The organism is Thalassospira sp. CH_XMU1458, assembly GCF_037027205.1.
GTDB classification, from domain to species: Bacteria; Pseudomonadota; Alphaproteobacteria; order Rhodospirillales; family Thalassospiraceae; genus Thalassospira; species Thalassospira tepidiphila.
Map to the genome: position 1 here is coordinate 1 of NZ_JAYMDW010000003.1, position 18,926 is coordinate 18,926.

Consider the following 18,926-nt stretch of genomic DNA (forward strand, 5'->3'; position numbering starts at 1 on the left):
TGGAGCAGCCCGGTAGCTCGTCAGGCTCATAACCTGAAGGTCGCAGGTTCAAATCCTGCCCCCGCAACCAACATTAATAAAGCTCGCCCTTGTGGCGGGCTTTTTTAATGTTCGATTATCGGGTGCATATGGATTGGAACATCGCAAACAGGCCTATGCCTGTTTGCAGGTTCTTTGCGTAGGCCATAGGCCGGAGCTGAGCGAGCAAAGCGAGCGCTAATCCTGCCCCCGCAACCAATAAAAAAACCCTGCCCCCTTCGGCGGCAGGGTTTTTTATTGCCCGGAGAGTCAGTCTTGGGCCGCCACCGTCTTCCGCTGAACAATGCCAGGTTGCAAGGCGAATTATGTTAGGATCGTGTCGGTCGGGTGCAGGGCGCAAATCCGATGCCCTATTTGCACGTATTAAAGTCAGCGGATCAAAACTCAATGTGATGAAACAGTGGAGGACAGATCATGAAGACGCGTGGAAAATGGGGTGGATTTGCTGCGGGGTTGATTACCGCAGCATTGGTCATCGGTGCATCGGCGAAGGCCCAGACTGTTAAAGTGACCCCGCTTGGCGCGGTTGATGGCGAGTTCTGCCCGCTTGACCGGGCGATGATTTTCGAAGATCCGGATGGTACCCGTATTCTTTACGACACCGGTCGAACGGTGGCCGGGCCATACGACGCGCGATTGGGCGAGATTGATGCGGTATTGCTTAGCCATATGCATGGGGACCACCTTGGTGACCGTCATATCGAGGCGGTGAATGCAACGGAATGCGGCAAGCCATCCTTCCCGGTTGATGTCCGGTCCGTGTCGAACACGGTTCAGATTGCACATGCCAAGGATGCGCTGATCGTAACCGGTAGCGAAATGCCCGGTATTCTGGGACGTAAACTTGAAAGTATCGGGGGTGATCCGGACAAGTCCGTTCTGGTGCGTTTCGGGGCTTCGCGTATGGTCGGTGGTGTGAGCATCACCACGGTTCCGGCGGTGCACAGCAACGGTGTGTCTGGAGACTTCCTGGGTGGGCCGTTGGGCGAGATGCTTAAATCTTCCGGGGTGACGGCGTATGCGGGGCCGCCGACCGGTTATGTCCTGACGTTCTCGAACGGGTTGTCCGTCTATCTGTCAGGTGATACCGGCATCACGGCCGAACAGGATGCTGTGGTGCGCGGTCATTACGGTGCGAAGCTGGTGGTGATGAATATCGGTGATACCTACACCACCGGCCCGACAGAAGCCGCCTATGTGATCAATAACCTGATCATGCCGGCATCGGTTATTCCATCGCACGCCAATGAATGGGCAACGGATGGCGGTAATGTGCGTTCCGGCACCCGGACAGAGGCCTTTATCAACGCAGTGAGTGTTCCAGCCCATGTTCCGTTGAGTGGCAAGACCATGGAATTCGACAGCGCCGGGGTCTGTTCAGCCGGTTGTTAAGCCTTGATCGGTTCGAATATGAAAAAAGGGCGGGAATTTCCCCGCCCTTTTCTGTTCGTATGGCGCGTACGCGATTTAGCTGCGCGGCTTAAGGTTTTCCGGATCGTAGATCGGTTTGTAGCCGATGCCGTAAACTTCGACCGGATAGATCTCGTCCATATAAGACACGTTGAGTCTGCGACCTTCTTGGCAATAGTCCCATGGCAGGTAGGCAAGGGCGATGTTTTTGCCGATGCTTGGACCAAAGGCGATCGAGGTGGTGAAGGAACGACGGCCCAATTCATCAATCAGGGTTTTGCCAGTTTCCGGATCCATTACCGGCAGACGCCCGACCGGATAACGGGCAACACCACTGGCATCAACGTTATCGGTCATGATCAGCGTGCAGAGCATGGCCGGTTGATGATCGCGTTCGCGATATTCGACATGCTTTGCCTTGCCGCGGAAGTCGGCTTCCTTGACCTTGGGGCGGGCAAGGTCGGCTTCAAGCAGGTTGTACTGGGTGTGCAGGTCTGCGTTCTGCAGGCGCAGTGACTTTTCCAGACGGCGTGAGTTGGCATAGGTTTCAACACCGACGGCCAGAACGCCAATGCCGCGCAACGCATCCCAGACAGCCAGGCCGTCTTCATAACGCATGTGAAGTTCCCAGCCCTGTTCGCCGACGTAGGAAATGCGGAAGGCCGAGACGGTCTTGCCGGCAATCTTGATCTGACGGATGGCGGCAAACGGGAAGTTTTCCACATTGAGCGCCTCGGGGTCTTCGACAACCTTTTTAAGGTTTTCACGCGCGTTCGGACCCCAGATGCCGATGGTGGTGAAATCTTCGGTCACATCGGTGATCGTGACATCCCAACCCTTATCCTGGGCGGTGCGGCGCATATAGGTCAGGTCACGCGGGCCAGCATCGGCACCATTGACGAGACGGCAGCGGTCTTCCATGCGGAAAACGGTGAAGTCGGCACGCACCATGCCTTCGTCATCAAGCATGTGGGTATAGATACCCTTGCCGATATTGGCATCCCCACCGATCTTCGCAGCACAAAGCCATTCCATCAGTTCGACGTGATCGGGGCCGGAAATGTCGGTCATGTGGAAATGCGACAGGTTGATGATGCCGCAATCGTCGCTCATGGCCAGTTGTTCTGCGTTCGATACGCGCCAGAAGTGGCGGTTGTCCCATTCATGTTCACGGACCGGCACGCGATCGGCGTATTTTTCAAGCAGGTGCTCGTTGGCGGCATAGCCATGTGCACGTTCCCAGCCGCCCAGTTCCATGAAGTAACCGCCAAGTTCGACTTCGCGCTCGTAGAACGGCGAACGACGAATACCACGGGCATTGGCGAACGGCTCGCGCGGGTGGACCGGCGGGTTGTAGATCTTTTTTGCCGTTTCATAGCAACGGTCGTGGATATACTGTTCATTCAGCTGGAACTTGTTAAAGCGCGAGAAATCGACCGAGGCGTGGTCGATGTGCGTGCGGCCATGGGTCATCCAGTCGGCAATCAGTTTGCCCATGCCCGGTCCGTCTTTAATCCAGATGCCAACCGCATACCAAAGGCCACGCAGGTTCTGGCTTTCACCCATCGATGGGCCGCCGTCGGCCGAGGACTGCAACAGGCCGTTGAACGAGTGGCTTTCGTTAAAGCCAAGCTCGGTCAGGATCGGGGTCAGTTCCATGGCGCGTTCAAGCGGTTCCATGACGTCTTCAAGCTCAAGGTCGCGCTGCGACGGGGACAGACGTGCCTGATCCTTTTCAAGGATGTCGCGCGGATGGACCAGACGCGGGTTTTCCTCATAGTAGTAACCCCATTCGATCTGGCCACCCTCAGTGCTTTTGGGGTCGCCGGTGTCGCGCATATAGGCCGAGTTGCCCTGGTCACGCAGCAACGGATAACCGATTTCAACACCGGTGCCTTCGAACTGGTTGTACGGCCCGAAGAAGGTCAGCGGATGATCAACCGGCATGACGGGAAGGTCTTCGCCGGCCATTTCCGCGATCAGACGGCCCCAGAGACCCGCACAGACAACAACATAATCGGCATGGATCGTGCCGCGTTCGGTGACGACACCCTTGATGCGGCCATCTTCGGTGATCAGTTCAAGCGCCGAGGTGTTGGAGAAGATCTTGAGCTTGCCAGATGCAACGCCCTGATCGATCAGTTTGCCAGCAACGGTTTGGGAGCGCGGAATAACAAGACCGGCATCCGGGTCCCACATCGCACCCATGATCTGGTCTTCTTCGAGAAGCGGGAATTTTTCCTTGGCCTCAGCGGCCGAAATGATTTTGACGTTGGTGCCAAATGCCTTGCCGGAGTCAACGCGGCGTTTGAGTTCGCCCATGCGTTCGTGATCACCAACACGTGCGACTTCCAGACCACCGATGCGCGCGTAATGGCCCATCTTTTCATAGAAATCCATGGAATACATGGTGGTCCAGGTGGTCAGCTGATCATGGCTGGTGGCATAGCAGAAGTCGGATGCGTGTGCCGTCGAGCCGATATCTGTCGGAATGCCCGATTTGTCGATGCCGACAATATCATCCCAGCCATTTTCGATCAGGTGATGCGCCACCGAGGAACCAACAATACCCCCGAGACCGACGATGACGACTTTGGCCTTGCTTGGAAATGCGCTCATTTCTCTCAATCCTTCTTTCCGAGATGTTTGTCAGTGCTCGGCATGGCGAAAACGCGTCAGGGACCGGTCAAAGCCGGCCCCTTTGCGAAGTTTACTACAAAGTGAAGACAACCGTTCGGTGATCGTTAAGCATCACCCTGCCTTCAAGATGGTATTTGACGGCGCGGGCGAGAACCCGGGATTCGATATCGCGGCCAGCCGCGACGAAATCGTCTGCGGACATGGCGTGGTTCACACGTTCGGTTTCCTGTTCAATGATCGGGCCTTCATCAAGATCCGGCGTGACATAGTGTGCGGTCGCCCCGATCAGTTTCACCCCGCGCTCGTAAGCCTGATGATAGGGCTTTGCCCCCTTGAAGCTTGGCAGGAACGAGTGGTGAATGTTGATGATCATGCCATAGAACTGGCTGGAAAGCTCGTTGGTCAGGACCTGCATGTAGCGCGCAAGGACCACCAGTTCAGACTTGGTTTCCTTGATCAGGTCAGCAAGCTTGGCTTCCTGTTCAGCCTTGTTTTCCTTGTTCACCGGCCAGTGGTAGAAGGGAATGCCTTCCTGATCGGCGACCTTGCGGGCATCTTCGTGGTTCGAAACGATAGCCGCAACTTCGGCGTCGAGCCAGCCGACCTTGATTTGGTAAAGAAGGTGCAGCATCGCATGGTCAAATTTCGAAACCATGATGATGATTCTCGGACGGCGTGCAACTTCATCAATCTTGAGCTTCAGGTTAAAACGATCCACCGCCGGGTTCAGCGACAGGGCAACAGATTCCTTGTCGATATCTGCCGGTGTGATGATCGCAACACGCAGGAAGAACTTGTTGGTGTGGCGGTCCCAGAACTGGTTGGACTCGGCGATATTGGCACCGCGCGTGGCCAGAGCAGAGGTAACGGTCGCAACGATGCCCGGCTGATCATCACAGGCAACACGAAGGATATAAGAGGTATCATTCACTGGTTTGGTTCCGTCTTGATGTCTCGTGTTGAATGTTAAAGCTGGTTTTCCAGCTGCGGCAGGATTTCAAACAGATCACCGACAATGCCGTAATCTGCGACCTGGAAGATCGGCGCTTCTTCATCGGTATTAATGGCAACGATGATCTTGGAATCTTTCATACCCGCCAAATGCTGGATCGCACCGGAAATACCACATGCGATATATAGGTCGGGTGCAACGACTTTACCCGTCTGACCAACCTGAAGGTCATTAGGGGCATAGCCCGCATCGACAGCCGCACGCGATGCACCAACAGCAGCACCAAGTTTGTCGGCCAGTGGCGTGATGACGGATTTGAACTTGTCTTCCGAACCAAGGGCACGGCCACCGGAAACAATAATCTTGGCAGAACCCAGTTCCGGCCGATCATTTTCCGACAGAATGTTTTCAAGGAAGGAAGATTTGCCGCTATTTGCACTTCCGGCATCAACCGGCTTGATTTCGGCGGTGCTTTCGCCGGCCTCGGCCGCGCCAAAGCTTGAGGTGCGGATGGTGAGCACTTTCTTGGCGCCTGTGCTTTGCACCACTTCGATGGCGTTGCCGGCATATATCGGGCGTTTGAAAGTATCGGCGTCGACAACTTCCATGACCTCGGACACCTGCATGACATCAAGCAGGGCAGCAACGCGCGGCAGGATGTTTTTGCCGTTCGCCGTAGCCGCGGCAACGATGGTGTCATAGTCACCCGCAAGCGAGACGATCAGGTCAGCAGCATTTTCGGCAAGATGGTTTGCCAGTGCGTCGCTATCGGCAACCAGAACACTGCGAATACCAGAAAGCTTGGATGCCTGTTCGGCAACGGCACCAACGCTAGCACCCGCGACGAGAATATCAATGTCGCCGCCGATCTGGGTTGCAGCACTCAGGGCCTTTGCGGTCTGTTCGGACAAGGTGGCGTTATCGTGTTCGGCAAAAAGAAGAATAGCCATGATTTCAATCTCCGCCTGGGTCAGATGACGCCAGCTTCATTCTTGAGTTTGTCGGTGAGTTCGGCAACATCGGCAACCTTGATGCCCGCCTTGCGCGTTGCCGGTTCTTCAACCCGGATCAGGCGCAGACGCGGGGCAACGGTAACGCCAAAGTCAGCGGCGGTTTTGCTATCAAGCGGCTTTTTCTTTGCCTTCATGATATTGGGAAGCGACGCATAGCGCGGCTCGTTGAGGCGAAGGTCGGCGGTGACAATTGCCGGCAGGCTGACGCTGATGGCCTGAAGACCGCCATCCACCTCGCGGGTTACCTTGGCGTGATCAGCTGAGAGTTCCAGCTTGGAGGCGAAAGTTGCCTGTGACCAGCCAAGCAGGGCCGAAAGCATCTGCCCGGTCTGGTTGGCATCGTCGTCAATCGCCTGTTTGCCCAGAATGACAAGGCCGGGTTCCTCGGCGTTCACAACACCTTTGAGGATTTTTGCGACGTCAAGCGGCTCAACCGGACCATCAACCGTGACCAGGATCGCGCGATCAGCACCCATGGCAAGGGCGGTGCGCAGGGTTTCCTGTGCCTGTGCCGGACCAATCGAAACGGCGACGATTTCGTCAGCCTGACCGGATTCCTTAAGGCGAATGGCTTCTTCAACCGCGATCTCGTCGAAGGGGTTCATCGACATTTTGACATTGGCAAGGTCGACACCGGAACCGTCCGCCTTGACGCGGATTTTCACGTTGTAGTCGACGACCCGTTTGACCGGTACGAGAACCTTCATCATTTCCCTCTCTGACGAAATCCGGATCAAACAAGTTTTTGGTCCGGGGTGGGTGCCTATTGCAGCAACCCGATTTAAGTTTCAAAGACTGGAAGCGTTACGCGATGCGACACTACCGGAGGCGATATTGAGCGTGGTGCAATTCTGGATGCCGAGTTTCCGGGGTCGGGGCAATTTTGACAGGTTTCTGGCGATCGTTTCGGGGCGCGAATGTACTGTTTGCCGATTTTGGCATCCTGATCGCAATCCGATTGTTGATTCTGCCGTGACCCTGTGTTTCTCTTGCTTAGCCGACATACCCTTCGGTATCATGAAAAGTAATCTGGCGACTTTTTGCGCCAAAAAATAGAATGTTTGCGTCAAAGTGAGATTACCGCTACGACAAAGCCGGTAACCTTGTCTGTATCGGAGGAACCGATGCTCAAGAAGCCTGAAGCACGTGCCCAGACTGCACCGCGTTTAACCGTCGGTTTTATCCTCGCAAAACGCTTTACGTTGTGCGCCTTTGCCAACTTTGTCGATGTTTTGCGCCTTGCAGCAGACGAAGGTGATCGCAGTCGTCCGATCCTGTGTAAATGGACGGTTTTGTCGGACACGATGGACCCGATCACATCAAGTAGCGGGATCGCGGTGCAGCCCAAGGAACGCTTGGGCGATCCACGGCGGTTCAATTATATCGTGGTTGTTGGCGGGCTGATGGATGACGCCGAAAAGCTGAGCCCCGCCTATCAGAAATTCCTGCATGAGGCGGCCGAAGCCGGGGTGCCGCTTGTCGGTGTTTGCACCGGGGTCTTTATGCTGCATGAGGCCGGGCTTCTTGACGGGTATCGTTGCTGTGTAAGTTGGTTCCATCATTCCGAAGTGGTCGAGCAGTTCGAAGGGCTTGATCCGGTTACCGAGCAGATTTTTGTGGTCGACCGTGACCGGTTGACTTGTTCTGGCGGGGTTAGCTCAGCACATCTGGCGGCCTATCTGGTCGATAAGCATGTCGGGCGAGCACAGGCGAACAAAAGCCTGCATATCATGATCATTGATGATGCGCTTCAGGCGGAAAAGCCACAGCCGGGCATTCCACTGGATTTGAAAACGCAGGATCAGATCGTGCAGCGCGCACTTTTGATCATGCAGCAAAATATCGATATGCCGATTTCCGTGCAGGAAATTGCGCGTCGCATGGGCAACAGCAAACGCCAGATCGAACGGCATTTCAGGATGGCTTTGGATACATCGCCCCAGGTGGCGTTCCTTAATATCCGGCTTGATCTGGCCCAGCACCTGATCGAAAAAAGCGACAAGTCTGTCGCCCAGATAGCAGTTGATTGCGGCTTTTGTGATTCTTCGCACCTTAGCCGGATGTTCCGCCGTCGTTATGGTTGTACACCACAGGCCCTGCGTCGCCCGATCCCGGATTCACTGGCCACAAGTGCGATGGTCGAAGACGCACCGCAGCTTGAGGCCGGCGCATAAGAAACGAAAACGCCCTGCTTACTGTGATGGCAAGCAGGGCGTTTGAATTGGTGCGATTAAGATCGCAGAGATATCACATCTCGACCTCGACATCGGAAAGCGGGGTCGAGCAGCAAATCAGGATCTTGCCCTGATCAATTTCGCGCTGACGGATACCGCCACCATGGTTCATGTCGACTTCACCGGAAACCAGTTTGGATTTGCAGGTGCCGCAAATGCCACGCTGACAGGATGACATCGGCATCAGGCCGGCTTCCTTGGCGGCCGACAGAATGGTCATACCCGGGCTGCATTCAACCACGTGGCCGGTCTTGCTGAAGCTGACGCGGAAGGTTTGCTCGCTGATTTCTGGTGCGACGGAGGCGTGTTCTTCGAACGTGCCCGCAGTTTCGGCGCCGAAATCAAAGCTTTCCTCGTAGTACTTGCCCATGTCGAAGCCAGCTTCTTCGAGCATGTGACGCACACCCTCCATGAAGCGGGCAGGGCCGCAGCAAAATACCTTGCGATCCTTGAAGTCGGGCGACATCAGCGACAGCATGGGCAGGCTCAGGCGGCCGGTATACCCGGTCCACTGATGGCTGGCAGACGCGCTGTCGCACGTCAGTGCCACCTTCAGGGTCGGGTTCTGTGCAGCCAGCAGGGCAAGCTCGTCACGGAAAATCAGATCAGACGGCGTACGTGCCGCATGAACGAAATGAAGGTCGGTCGGTTCGGACAGGTCACAGGCGGTACGTGTCATCGACATCATCGGTGTGATGCCGCTGCCAGCCGAAATGAACAACAGCTTTTCTTCGCCCGTGGCATCAGTAGTGAATTCGCCGCCCGGACCGGAAACGTTGATTTCCTTGCCCGGAAGCATGTTGTCATGCAGCCAGTTCGACCCCGGGCCACCCGGAACCCGTTTGACCGTAATTTCAAGACGGTATGGACGCGCTGCCGAAGCCGAGATCGTGTAACAACGGGTAATCATGCCATCGACCGGCAGTTCGAACGTCATGAACTGGCCGGGGTAGAAACGAAACGCGCGCGGTTCACGTGCGGAAAAGACAAAGGTCTTTACGTCGTGCGTTTCCTGACGCACCTGACGGCAAACAAGGACGTCGTCATTTTCCGGGTCCCAAAGCGGGACCCGGGTAACTTCGGTCAGAATTTCTTCGACCGGGGCCTGATCGCCCTTGTTGCTGTCGGTGGTATTCTTGTCGGTCATTCTGCGGCAATCCCGGCTTTGGTCGTTGCGAAGTGATCTTCCAGACGCTTGATATACCAGTCACAGAATGCTTCGACATGCGGTTCGGTAAACTTGGAATAGGGGCCCGGTTCGTATGCAGGTTGTTCGCTGCCAATCTGGGCAAGACGCACAAGGTCTGCATCCTGCTGGTTGGTCATGTTCCACACATGGGTGAGGTTATCAAGCGTGTAATCCTCGTTCTCATGCGCGTCCTTGTGAACCAGCCAGGTGGTCCGGACCAGCGTTTTGTTCGGTGCCAGCGGCAGGACAGAGAAGGTCACGACATGATCAGCCATGAAGTGGTGCCATGAGTTCGGATGTGTCCAGAAGCTGAGCCCGCCAAGTTTGGCATCGGTGAAATTGCCAAGCAGTTTCTTGGAGGCCGATTTTGTATCAAGGGTGTGTGATTCCCCTTCACGCATCAGCGGCAGGCGCATGGTGCGGAAACCAGTCACGCTCGACAATTGATCCTGTTCGGCAGACGGCAGACCGCATGCTTCCCAGCGGGCATGATCATTGGCGATGGTCTGGGTATATTTCGCAACGTCTTCGGAGCGGCGCTGATCAAGTTCATCAGGTGAGAAACCGAAACCGAATTCTGACAGCGGCACGGTCAACTGCGGATGGTTGCCTTCGCAGTGATAGCACTCGCGGTTGTTTTCCATGGTCAGCTTCCAGTTTCCTTCCTCGATCAGTTCGGAAACGTGGGCCACCTTGCAATTGGCAATGTCATGCGGTGCAAGATAGGGTTCCATGACCTTGGCCATTTCCTCGATATCGGCAGGCGCATCCTTGGCAAGACAGATAAAGATCAGGCCTGCAATGGAACGCACATGAACCGATTTGAGACCATGACAGGATTTGTCAAAGCCCGATCCCATGTGCTCAGCAAGGATAAGGTCGCCATCCTCGTTGTAGGTCCAGCCATGATAACGGCAGACGATATTGCCAATTGTGGTTTGGCGTTCGTCGATCAGTTTCGCACCGCGGTGACGGCAAACGTTATGGAAGGCACGAATGCCCATATCATCGCCACGCAGGATCAGGATCGAGGCCCCGCCGATCTCAACCGTGATGCAATCGCCCGGCTCGGGCAGTTCCGGCTCTACGCCAACAAAGATCCAGTGCTGGCCAAAGATCGCTTCCATATCCAGATCCAGAATGTCCTGATCGCTGTAGAACGGCGCTTCAAGGCTTTTGAATGTCTGGCGGCGGGCGACGAGTTTTTGAATGTCAGAAGAATGCATGGTCGGATACCTCGGCTTCTCTCAATGGTATCTGGATGGAATCCTGTGCATGGCTAGCCGTTTGCATCAGGGCGTAAGCATATCACCGATCACATTCGTCGGTGTACAGACAATTGAAACCGGTTGTTTCCGGCCTCGGGCTTATTTCCTGGACGTCTTCAGTGGCTATCTGCGCGCGAGAAAGTTGGTATAGCCGAGGTAACTGACAGTTTTGCATCCGCACAAAATGTGATGGTGCTGAACGCAGGAAACCGTTTGCCGCAAAACCATGGTGGTTGGCACGATTGGTATTCGCACCCAAAAGCGAATACGAACATGGTTTCACGTACAATGTACGTGCCGGTTTGCGGGCCGTCAGTTGCACCCAAAGTCTCCCTCTACTCCGCCGGCAGGTAACCTGCTCTTTGGCACGCCCACGGTAAAGAGTGAGCGATCAGAAAATCTATTTCTAAATGAGGTCGCTAAGGGAGAAAGCATAAGTCAATTGGGCAGTAGTTTTGCGACGCAGTTATCTTTGTCGGGCACACGATACCGGCTAGGTGGCCTTTGTCTGGAGAAATTTCAATGTGCAACAGCAGTTTTCCTCGCTTTTTTTGACGTCAATCGACCGCAATGGCATCATCATGACAACAGACCGTGAAAATTGGGGATTCGGGTGATGAAAGTCGGCATTGTCGGGGCCGGAATGGTCGGAAGTTCGGCGGGCTATGCGCTTGCCGTCATGGGACTCGCAAGTTCGGTGGTTCTGGTTGATCAGAACCACGATCTGGCCGTCGCCCAAGCCGAAGACATTGCGCACGCAGTGCCCTTTCTATCCTCAACAATTGTCGAGGCGGCTGATTATGTCGGTCTTGCCGGGGCATCGGTGATCATCCTTGCCGCCGGGGTCAGTCAGAAACCCGGTGAAAGCAGGCTGGCTTTGCTGGAACGAAACGCCGCCGTTTTCAAGGACGTGGTCGGCAATGTTCTTGCTGTGGCGCCTGACGCAATTCTCCTGATTGCGTCGAACCCGGTTGATATCATGACCCAAATTACGCAACGGATTTCCGGGCTGCCTGCCAACCGCGTGATCGGTTCGGGGACGATCCTTGATACTGCCCGTTTCCGCAGTCTTTTGGGGCGGCATCTGGGCATTTCGCCGCAATCGGTTCATGCCTATGTCCTTGGCGAACATGGCGACAGCGAAGTTCTGGCCTGGTCGAACGCCAAGGTGGGATCGCTTTCACTGGCCGATATTGCTGCCCAAGTTGGTTCTCCGATTACAGAGCATGTGCGTGCCACCATTGATGATGGCGTGCGCAACGCGGCCTATAAAATCATCAAGGGCAAAGGGGCGACCTATTACGGGATCGGGGCCGGATTGGCGCGGATCATCAAGGCGATTGCACAGGATCAGCATGACGTTCTGACCGTATCGTGTGTGACACACGAAATTGTCGGGGTCAAGGATGTTGCCCTGTCCATTCCCCGCGTGGTCGGGGCGCAAGGGATTGAGACCGATCTGATGCCTGAGCTTGTCAGTGCAGAGCGTGACGGCCTTGAAAAAAGTGCACAGCTTTTGAAGGACAGTGTTGAGTCAATCCGGCTGTAACATGGTCTGTTATGTGCCTACGGCGGCAGCAGGTCGACGTTTGCTGCGCATCGCGCGTAATGTCGTGCCAAAGGCCTGCGCATAGGCCCGGCTGAGTGCCGCGTGGCTTTTGAACCCGGTTTGAAGCGCGATGTCGGCAAGCTTCATGTCGGTGGATCGTGCCAGATCACGGGCCCGGCCAAGACGCAGCATTTGATAATACTTCCCCGGTGCCATCTGCAAATTGTCCTGAAAGGCGCGATCCAGACTGCGCAGGGAACACCCGGCGTGGGTCGCAATGGATTTAAGCGCAACCGGCGTTTCGATATGGGCGATCATTTCGGCAACCGCACGCCGGACATGATCCGCGCCCGGACCGTGCAATCGGTCTGCGCCGCGTGCTGATATATTGGGGTCGCCGTGCCTCTGATGGCGGGCGTCATAGACAAACAGATTGCTGACATCAAAGGCAACCGCTGGCCCATATTGCCGCGCAAGGATGTGCAGCATCATTTCCATGACGGTTGAAGCACCCCCGGATGTGATCATCTTGCCGTCTTCGACAAAGCGATCAGTCAATACGGTGACATCGGGGAACTGTTCACGGAACTGATCAAGTTCCTGCCAATGGATGGTTGCCGATTTTCCCGCCAACATGTTGCACGATGCCAGCAACCAGGCGGCGGTATCGACACCAATCACCGTGCGCGCATGTTGCGCAGCATTTTGCAGGCGGGCACGGGTGCGCGACGACAAATGATGCCGCATGTCATAACCCGAAATCACCACAAGATAATCGATATGTGTCGGGTCAGGGATGGCATTGAGGGCTGCCTTCGGCGTGATGACAAGATCACTGGAACTGGTCGCCGGTGATCCATCGATCGTGCAGATATCCCAGCTGATTTGTAGCCCGTTTGGAAGACCTGCGGCCGCGCGTAACGGTTCCAGCGCACTGGCCAGAACCAGATTGGAAAAACCGTCAAACAGGACAAAGACAAATCGGTGATGCGGGTGTGGCATGATCAGAAAAGTAAATGACGGAATATGTAAAATCAATATCGGCAATCGAGATATCCTGATGGCAGAGAATGATTGCAAAAACAGTGAGGCCATCATGCCGCTTTCGATGAACAAGGAAGTCTTCATTACCGCCGCCGTGACCGGTTCAGGCGGCACGCAGGACAAATCCCCGCATGTGCCAAGATCCCCCGAACAGATCGCCAATAGCGCAATTGACGCGGCCAAGGCCGGGGCGGCCGTGGTGCATTGCCATGTGCGTGATCCCGAAACCGGGGCATCGTCACGTGATTTGAAATATTACCGCGAACTGACCGAACGGGTGCGGGCAGCCGATGTCGATGTTGTTCTGAACCTGACCGCTGGCATGGGTGGCGATATCGTCTTTGGCTCGACCGAGGCACCGCTTCCGGTCAATGAAGGCGCGACCGATATGATCGGCGCGTCCGAGCGGATGGCGCATATTGCTGATTGCCTGCCCGAGATTTGCACCCTTGATTGCGGCACCATGAACTTTGCCGAGGCCGATTATGTCATGACCAACACGCCGGGCATGCTGCGCGCCATGGGACAGATGATGACCGACCTTGGCGTCAAGCCCGAGATCGAGGCGTTTGATACCGGCCATCTGTGGTTTGCCAAACAACTGGTGTCCGAAGGCATTCTTGAAAGCCCGGCGCTGGTGCAGCTTTGCATGGGCATTCCGTGGGGTGCGCCAAATGACCTTAATACCTTTATGGCGATGGTGAATAATGTACCGTCCGACTGGAATTGGTCGGCCTTTTCCATCGGGCGCGATCAGATGCCCTATGTTGCGGCATCGGTTCTGGCCGGGGGCAATGTTCGGGTAGGTCTGGAAGACAATATCTACCTGTCGAAAGGGGTGCTTGCCACCAATGCCCAGCTGGTTGAACGCGCGGTTGGTATTGTTGAGGGCATGGGTGCCACCGTGATTGGCCCGGATGCGGTCCGCAAGAAGCTTGGCCTGACCAAGCGGGAGCCACGCTAATGTCCACGAGCTCAAACAAAAAGGCCGCCATCATTGGCGGTGGTGTCATTGGTGGCGGCTGGGTCGCGCGGTTTTTGCTAAATGGCTGGGATGTGGCGGTTTTCGATCCGGATCCGCAGGCCGAACGCAAGATCAACGAAGTTCTGGCAAACGCACGCCGAAGCTTGCCCGCACTTTATGATCGCTCCTTGCCAGACGAGGGCAAACTGACCTTCCATGACGATATGGCAAAGGCCGTGTCTGGGGCGGAATGGATTCAGGAAAGCGTGCCGGAGCAACTTGCGCTTAAGCACAAGATCCTTGCACAAATTCAGGCCCATGCCCCGTCGGATTGCCTGATCGGGTCATCGACGTCGGGCTTTAAGCCAAGCGAGTTGCAGCAAGGATCAATCAAACCCGAACAGATCGTTGTCGCGCATCCATTCAACCCGGTTTATTTGCTGCCCTTGATCGAAGTCGTGCCGTCTGCCGCGACCGACGCTGCGACGCTTGAAGCCGGCTGTGACGTGTTGCGCTCTGTCGGGCTGAAGCCACTTGTCGTGCGCAAGGAAATTGATGCGCATATTGCCGACCGTTTGCTTGAGGCTGTCTGGCGCGAAGGGCTGTGGCTTGTTCATGACGAGGTCGCGACGACCGAGGAAATTGATGACGCCATCCGGTATGGCTTTGGCCTTCGCTGGGCCCAGATGGGCTTGTTTGAAACCTATCGCATTGCGGGGGGCGAGGCCGGGATGGAACATTTCATCGGGCAGTTTGGACCGGCCCTTAAATGGCCGTGGACGAAACTGATGGATGTGCCGGAACTGACCCCGGAATTGACCGCGCGTATTGCGCAGCAATCAGATGATCAGTCCGGTCATATGAGCATCCGTGACCTTGAACGCCTGCGCGATGACAACCTTGTTGGCATGATGCGTGCGCTTAAGAAATCGGGCAGTGGTGCCGGCGGCACGATCAATGATCACGAAGCGTCGCTTCCCGAACCGATGCCGATCAACGATCTTCCGGTAACCGGTGATCGCCAGATCCCGCAAAGCTGGACGGATTATAACGGGCATATGAACGAAGCCCATTATGTTGAGGTCAGTTCACAGGCAAGCGACCGCTTCATGGAATTGGTCGGGGCGGATGCAAATTATATTGCCAGTGGGGGCAGCTATTTCACGGTTGAAACCCATGTCTGCTACCTGCACGAAATCAGTGCAGGCGACCATATCCGTGTGACCACCCAACTGATCAAGGGCGAAGGCAAGAAACTTCATCTTTTCCATCGCCTGCTCAATGATGAGGGTGCGGTTGCGGCAACGATTGAGACCATGTTGTTGCATGTGGACCTTAAAACCCGTCGCACATCCGAGCCTGGTGGCGTGGTGGCAACCAATTTGGCAGAAATGGCAAAACGTCATGCAAGCCTGCCCAAGCCAGATCAGCTTGGTCGTGCAATCGGTTAGTCTAAACGTACGATCCGTTTTGCGTGGAACCAGTTCACAATAACGCTGTGTGATGCCCCTGCAGTCTTTAACTGCGGGGGCATCCGCGTTAGGTTGATCTATCACGTCTTTGACCAAGGATCCGTTGATGGCCAATTCCGATCAGGTTTCCCCCGAAGTGACCTATGACCCGATGCCAGAGGAAGAAGGCATTCGTGCCTTTATCGCCAAATGCGACGGGTTCTATCCGCCCGACGCGGTGGCGGCATCAATCGAACAGCAACGCAGCTGGTACGATGCGCTCTGTGCTGAATTTGCCTTTCCGCATCCCGAAGGCATGCAGGTCGAAGATGACGTGATTGCCGATATACCGGTGCGCCATTACCGCCCGGCCGATTGCACATCAAACCACAAGATCGTCTATATGCATGGCGGTGGCTTTGTAGTTGGTTCGCGCGACAGCCACGATGCGATTTGTGCGGAAATATCCGAGGCGGCAAAAGCCGAACTGATCGCAATTGATTACCGTCTTGCGCCGGAACATATCTGGCCCGCCCAGCACGAAGATTGCCATCGGGTGACCCAAAGCATCCTGGCATCGGGCAAGAAGATTGTGCTGGTGGGCGACAGTGCGGGTGGCATGCTGGCCGCCGGGATCGCGGTTCGGGCCCGTGAAGAAGGCTTTGGTAACCGCGTCTTGGGGCAGGCATTGATCTATCCGGCCCTTGGCGGTGACTTGAACTGGCCAAGCTATGGCCAGATGGCCAATGCGCCGGGCTTAAGCACCGATGACGTGATTTACTATCGTGATGTGCTGAAGGCACCGATGGATGATCCGTTTGCCCATGCGCTTTCTGTTGATGATCTGCGTGGGCTTCCACCAACCTTTATCACGGCGGCCTATTTTGATCCGCTGCGCGATGATGGGCGCGAATATACCGCCCGCCTTGCCCGTGCGGGCATTTCCGTTCAATACCGTGAAGAGCCGCAAATGATCCATGGCTGGCTGCGGGCCAGGCATATGAGCCCGGGGGCGAAAGCAGCATTCGGGCATCTGTGCAAAGCCATTTCGGACATGCTGGAAACCCCCTAACAGGCCGATTACACCATCTTGGGCCGAAGATGCATACCCGATCAAAAAGAAGCGATACAGGGCGGACAGTTTGCGCGTGCGGGAACCGCGCGTCGTTCGTTATGACCGATAAGATGTTGATCCCAATAAAACTTTGAGTTTATAAGATTCTTATGCAACTCAGTTTTGTCTGCGATTAAGCAGTTTGGGTGCGTAATGGTTCGGGGGGACCTGCATGATCAAATTTGCGAAACTGCAATCATCGCTGCTTTTGGCGATGACCGTCTTTTGCAGCGTTATGATCGGTGATTGGCGTGACGGATTTGCGGCAACGACGACAATCACCTGTTCGGTGGCGGGGTTTAATCCCTCTCAGCCGAACACTCTGCAATACGATCACAGTGCGGGCACCTGCACCCTGACAGCAAATACGATTTCACCCAGCAGCGCCCAATTCGATATCGTCTTCTTCAATCAGATCGGCGGTCCAGAACAGTTCCGAATCGGTACAGGTGCAGCGCATAGTGATACGGCGCATAAAGGCTGTTCCATGGGGAGCTTTACCGCCGCAGCAGGTGCCAACTGCTCTAGCAACCGGTCAGCAGACGGCACCGAAACGGCGACGGTTTTAATTGACGGTGAAAACGGGTCGACGATCCGAATGACCCTCTCCTATACCCTCGCCGGCGGCTTTGGAAACAATTTCACCTACAATAGCGGATCGGTCACAATCACGACTACTGACGCGGCGTCCTCGGAGAGCTCGGCCGCGGCCCGGCGCGCGGTTCAGGGTTCAGTGACGCGGTCTCAATCCGTGATCATCGGACAGAATTTTGGGTCGCGCGTGGCAAATGTGGCAGCTGGCCCATCCGTTGGAACGGTGCCAGCCAATGCCCCGTCGACACAGCAATTCGGCTTTGCTTCTTCGAGCTTGTTCGATGATCCGATGGAAAAGAAAACGCGCACTAACGGAACAACCGTACGCGGACTGGCGATGCTTGCATCCTTTGATACGTCGCGCGTTCTGTCTGCAGCAGAAACATCGGATACACCGACGGATGGAATTGGACAACGCACTTTCATATCAGGCGAAAGTCCGATTACGCTTTGGGGTCACGGGTCCTTTACCGATGTCGAGAACACACGCAACAAAACAAACGAAGACAATCGGTTCGATGGCAGCGTCTGGGGATATAATCTTGGTGCAGACTACCGGTTGTCGCCCGCACTCGTAGCTGGTCTGTCTGTTGGCTATGCCCAGACAGATATTACGACGACCTTTGAAACCGGCACGTATGACGAGGATACCTGGAGCCTTTCCCCCTATGTCATCTACACGCCATCCGATAATCTAATCTTCTCTGCCATCGCGGGCTATGCGTTTGGCGATGTGACCAAGAGCCGCAATACAAGCGTGACAGGCAATACTGACAGCCAGAGCTGGTATATGCAGGTCGATGTCCGCCAAACTTTCCAGCCGATCGCAGATAGCCCGCTCCGCGTGACAGGTGGGCTTGGTGCGTTGACGTCGCGAAATACGCTTGCTGCCTACACCGAAAGTGACGGCAACCGGGTCGAGGAATCCGCAGTTAATACCGTTCAGTTAAAGCCGAATGCCGAGCTGGCTTATTCTTTCCAGATAAGCGAGACATCTCTGACCCCATATGTGAAAGCGGGCTATATTCACGATTTTACCGACCAGACCAACGGCGATGCTGGGGCCTTTGACCTTGGCGGTGGTGTGCGGTTTGCCTCGGTCGGGACAGGTCTGTCGGGGGCAGTCGAGGGCTCCCGCGTGGTCGGGCGTGATGACTACAGCGAATATACGCTGAGCGGTTTGGTTGCTTATGGCATTTCGTTTAGCGGTCGGGACGGAAGCTTTGCCGGAACGGCGTCGCCTTATGTCGGTACCAGCCTGTCTGATAGCGGGACACCTGAAATATCCGCTGGCGCAACGCTGACCGACCTTGATGAAAGATTTTCCAGCAAACTGGATTTCTCCGGCGATCCGGCCACACGCAGCGCTGATATTCTGATCACGCTTGATCTGAAGTTCTGAGTTTTGCGCGATGCTGTTCGCACCATGATCGACCAATTATAAGAAAAGGGCCGGATAACCGGC

At 55.5% G+C, this 18,926-nt stretch carries 14 protein-coding genes; 7 read left to right on the forward strand and 7 right to left on the reverse strand.

Features of this window, described 5'->3' with window-relative positions; all coding sequences use genetic code 11:
• Window positions 1-453: 453 nt before the first annotated feature.
• On the forward strand, window positions 454-1,431 hold the full coding sequence (locus tag WBY09_RS14065; protein WP_197146529.1) for an MBL fold metallo-hydrolase: 978 nt from the start codon (window positions 454-456) through the stop codon (window positions 1,429-1,431).
• Between the two features lie 75 nt (window positions 1,432-1,506).
• Here WBY09_RS14065 and WBY09_RS14070 read toward each other — a convergent pair whose 3' ends face one another.
• From WBY09_RS14070 to WBY09_RS14085, 4 genes are all read right to left on the reverse strand, one after another.
• Entirely contained in the window at window positions 1,507-4,068 is a 2,562-nt protein-coding gene (locus WBY09_RS14070) for a GcvT family protein (RefSeq protein WP_197146530.1), read from the reverse strand.
• A gap of 94 nt (window positions 4,069-4,162) precedes the next feature.
• Entirely contained in the window at window positions 4,163-5,020 is an 858-nt protein-coding gene (gene purU / locus WBY09_RS14075) for a formyltetrahydrofolate deformylase (RefSeq protein ID WP_008889668.1), read from the reverse strand.
• Window positions 5,021-5,055: 35 nt separating this feature from the next.
• Complete coding sequence (locus tag WBY09_RS14080) at window positions 5,056-5,991, reverse strand: electron transfer flavoprotein subunit alpha/FixB family protein (RefSeq protein WP_197146531.1); 936 nt, start codon at window positions 5,989-5,991, stop codon at window positions 5,056-5,058.
• A gap of 20 nt (window positions 5,992-6,011) precedes the next feature.
• Window positions 6,012-6,761 (reverse strand): electron transfer flavoprotein subunit beta/FixA family protein, encoded by a 750-nt coding sequence (locus WBY09_RS14085; protein WP_197147624.1) that lies wholly within the window; start codon window positions 6,759-6,761, stop codon window positions 6,012-6,014.
• Window positions 6,762-7,178: 417 nt separating this feature from the next.
• Between WBY09_RS14085 and WBY09_RS14090 the strand changes: the two genes are divergently transcribed.
• Complete coding sequence (locus tag WBY09_RS14090) at window positions 7,179-8,228, forward strand: GlxA family transcriptional regulator (protein ID WP_063089291.1); 1,050 nt, start codon at window positions 7,179-7,181, stop codon at window positions 8,226-8,228.
• A gap of 73 nt (window positions 8,229-8,301) precedes the next feature.
• Here the strand turns inward: WBY09_RS14090 and WBY09_RS14095 are convergent, their stop codons facing one another.
• A complete protein-coding gene (locus WBY09_RS14095; protein ID WP_197146532.1) occupies window positions 8,302-9,435 on the reverse strand; it encodes a hybrid-cluster NAD(P)-dependent oxidoreductase in 1,134 nt (377 codons plus the stop codon).
• A complete protein-coding gene (locus WBY09_RS14100; RefSeq protein WP_197146533.1) occupies window positions 9,432-10,703 on the reverse strand; it encodes an aromatic ring-hydroxylating oxygenase subunit alpha in 1,272 nt (423 codons plus the stop codon). The genes WBY09_RS14095 and WBY09_RS14100 overlap by 4 nt, the downstream gene beginning before the upstream one ends.
• 658 nt (window positions 10,704-11,361) lie before the next feature.
• On the opposite strand from WBY09_RS14100, the gene WBY09_RS14105 reads away from it, so the two are divergent.
• On the forward strand, window positions 11,362-12,294 hold the full coding sequence (locus WBY09_RS14105; RefSeq protein ID WP_197146534.1) for an L-lactate dehydrogenase: 933 nt from the start codon (window positions 11,362-11,364) through the stop codon (window positions 12,292-12,294).
• A gap of 9 nt (window positions 12,295-12,303) precedes the next feature.
• Here WBY09_RS14105 and WBY09_RS14110 read toward each other — a convergent pair whose 3' ends face one another.
• Entirely contained in the window at window positions 12,304-13,341 is a 1,038-nt protein-coding gene (locus WBY09_RS14110) for a GlxA family transcriptional regulator (RefSeq protein ID WP_197146535.1), read from the reverse strand.
• A 13-nt stretch (window positions 13,342-13,354) separates the two neighbouring features.
• Here WBY09_RS14110 and WBY09_RS14115 point away from each other — a divergent pair, with 13 nt between their 5' ends.
• The 4 genes from WBY09_RS14115 to WBY09_RS14130 all read left to right on the forward strand — a co-directional run bounded on the left by WBY09_RS14115 (window position 13,355) and on the right by WBY09_RS14130 (window position 18,863).
• On the forward strand, window positions 13,355-14,302 hold the full coding sequence (locus tag WBY09_RS14115) for a 3-keto-5-aminohexanoate cleavage protein (protein ID WP_252724030.1): 948 nt from the start codon (window positions 13,355-13,357) through the stop codon (window positions 14,300-14,302).
• The gene (locus WBY09_RS14120; protein ID WP_197146536.1) at window positions 14,302-15,753 is read left to right on the forward strand and encodes a carnitine 3-dehydrogenase; all 1,452 of its coding nucleotides are present in this window, start codon (window positions 14,302-14,304) and stop codon (window positions 15,751-15,753) included. Before WBY09_RS14115 ends, WBY09_RS14120 begins: the two co-directional genes overlap by 1 nt.
• Before the next feature lie 127 nt (window positions 15,754-15,880).
• On the forward strand, window positions 15,881-16,825 hold the full coding sequence (locus WBY09_RS14125) for an alpha/beta hydrolase (protein WP_336233064.1): 945 nt from the start codon (window positions 15,881-15,883) through the stop codon (window positions 16,823-16,825).
• Between the two features lie 214 nt (window positions 16,826-17,039).
• Window positions 17,040-18,863: an autotransporter outer membrane beta-barrel domain-containing protein gene (locus tag WBY09_RS14130; RefSeq protein ID WP_197146537.1), complete on the forward strand. Its 1,824-nt coding sequence runs from the start codon at window positions 17,040-17,042 to the stop codon at window positions 18,861-18,863.
• The last annotated feature ends 63 nt before the right edge of the window (window positions 18,864-18,926 follow it).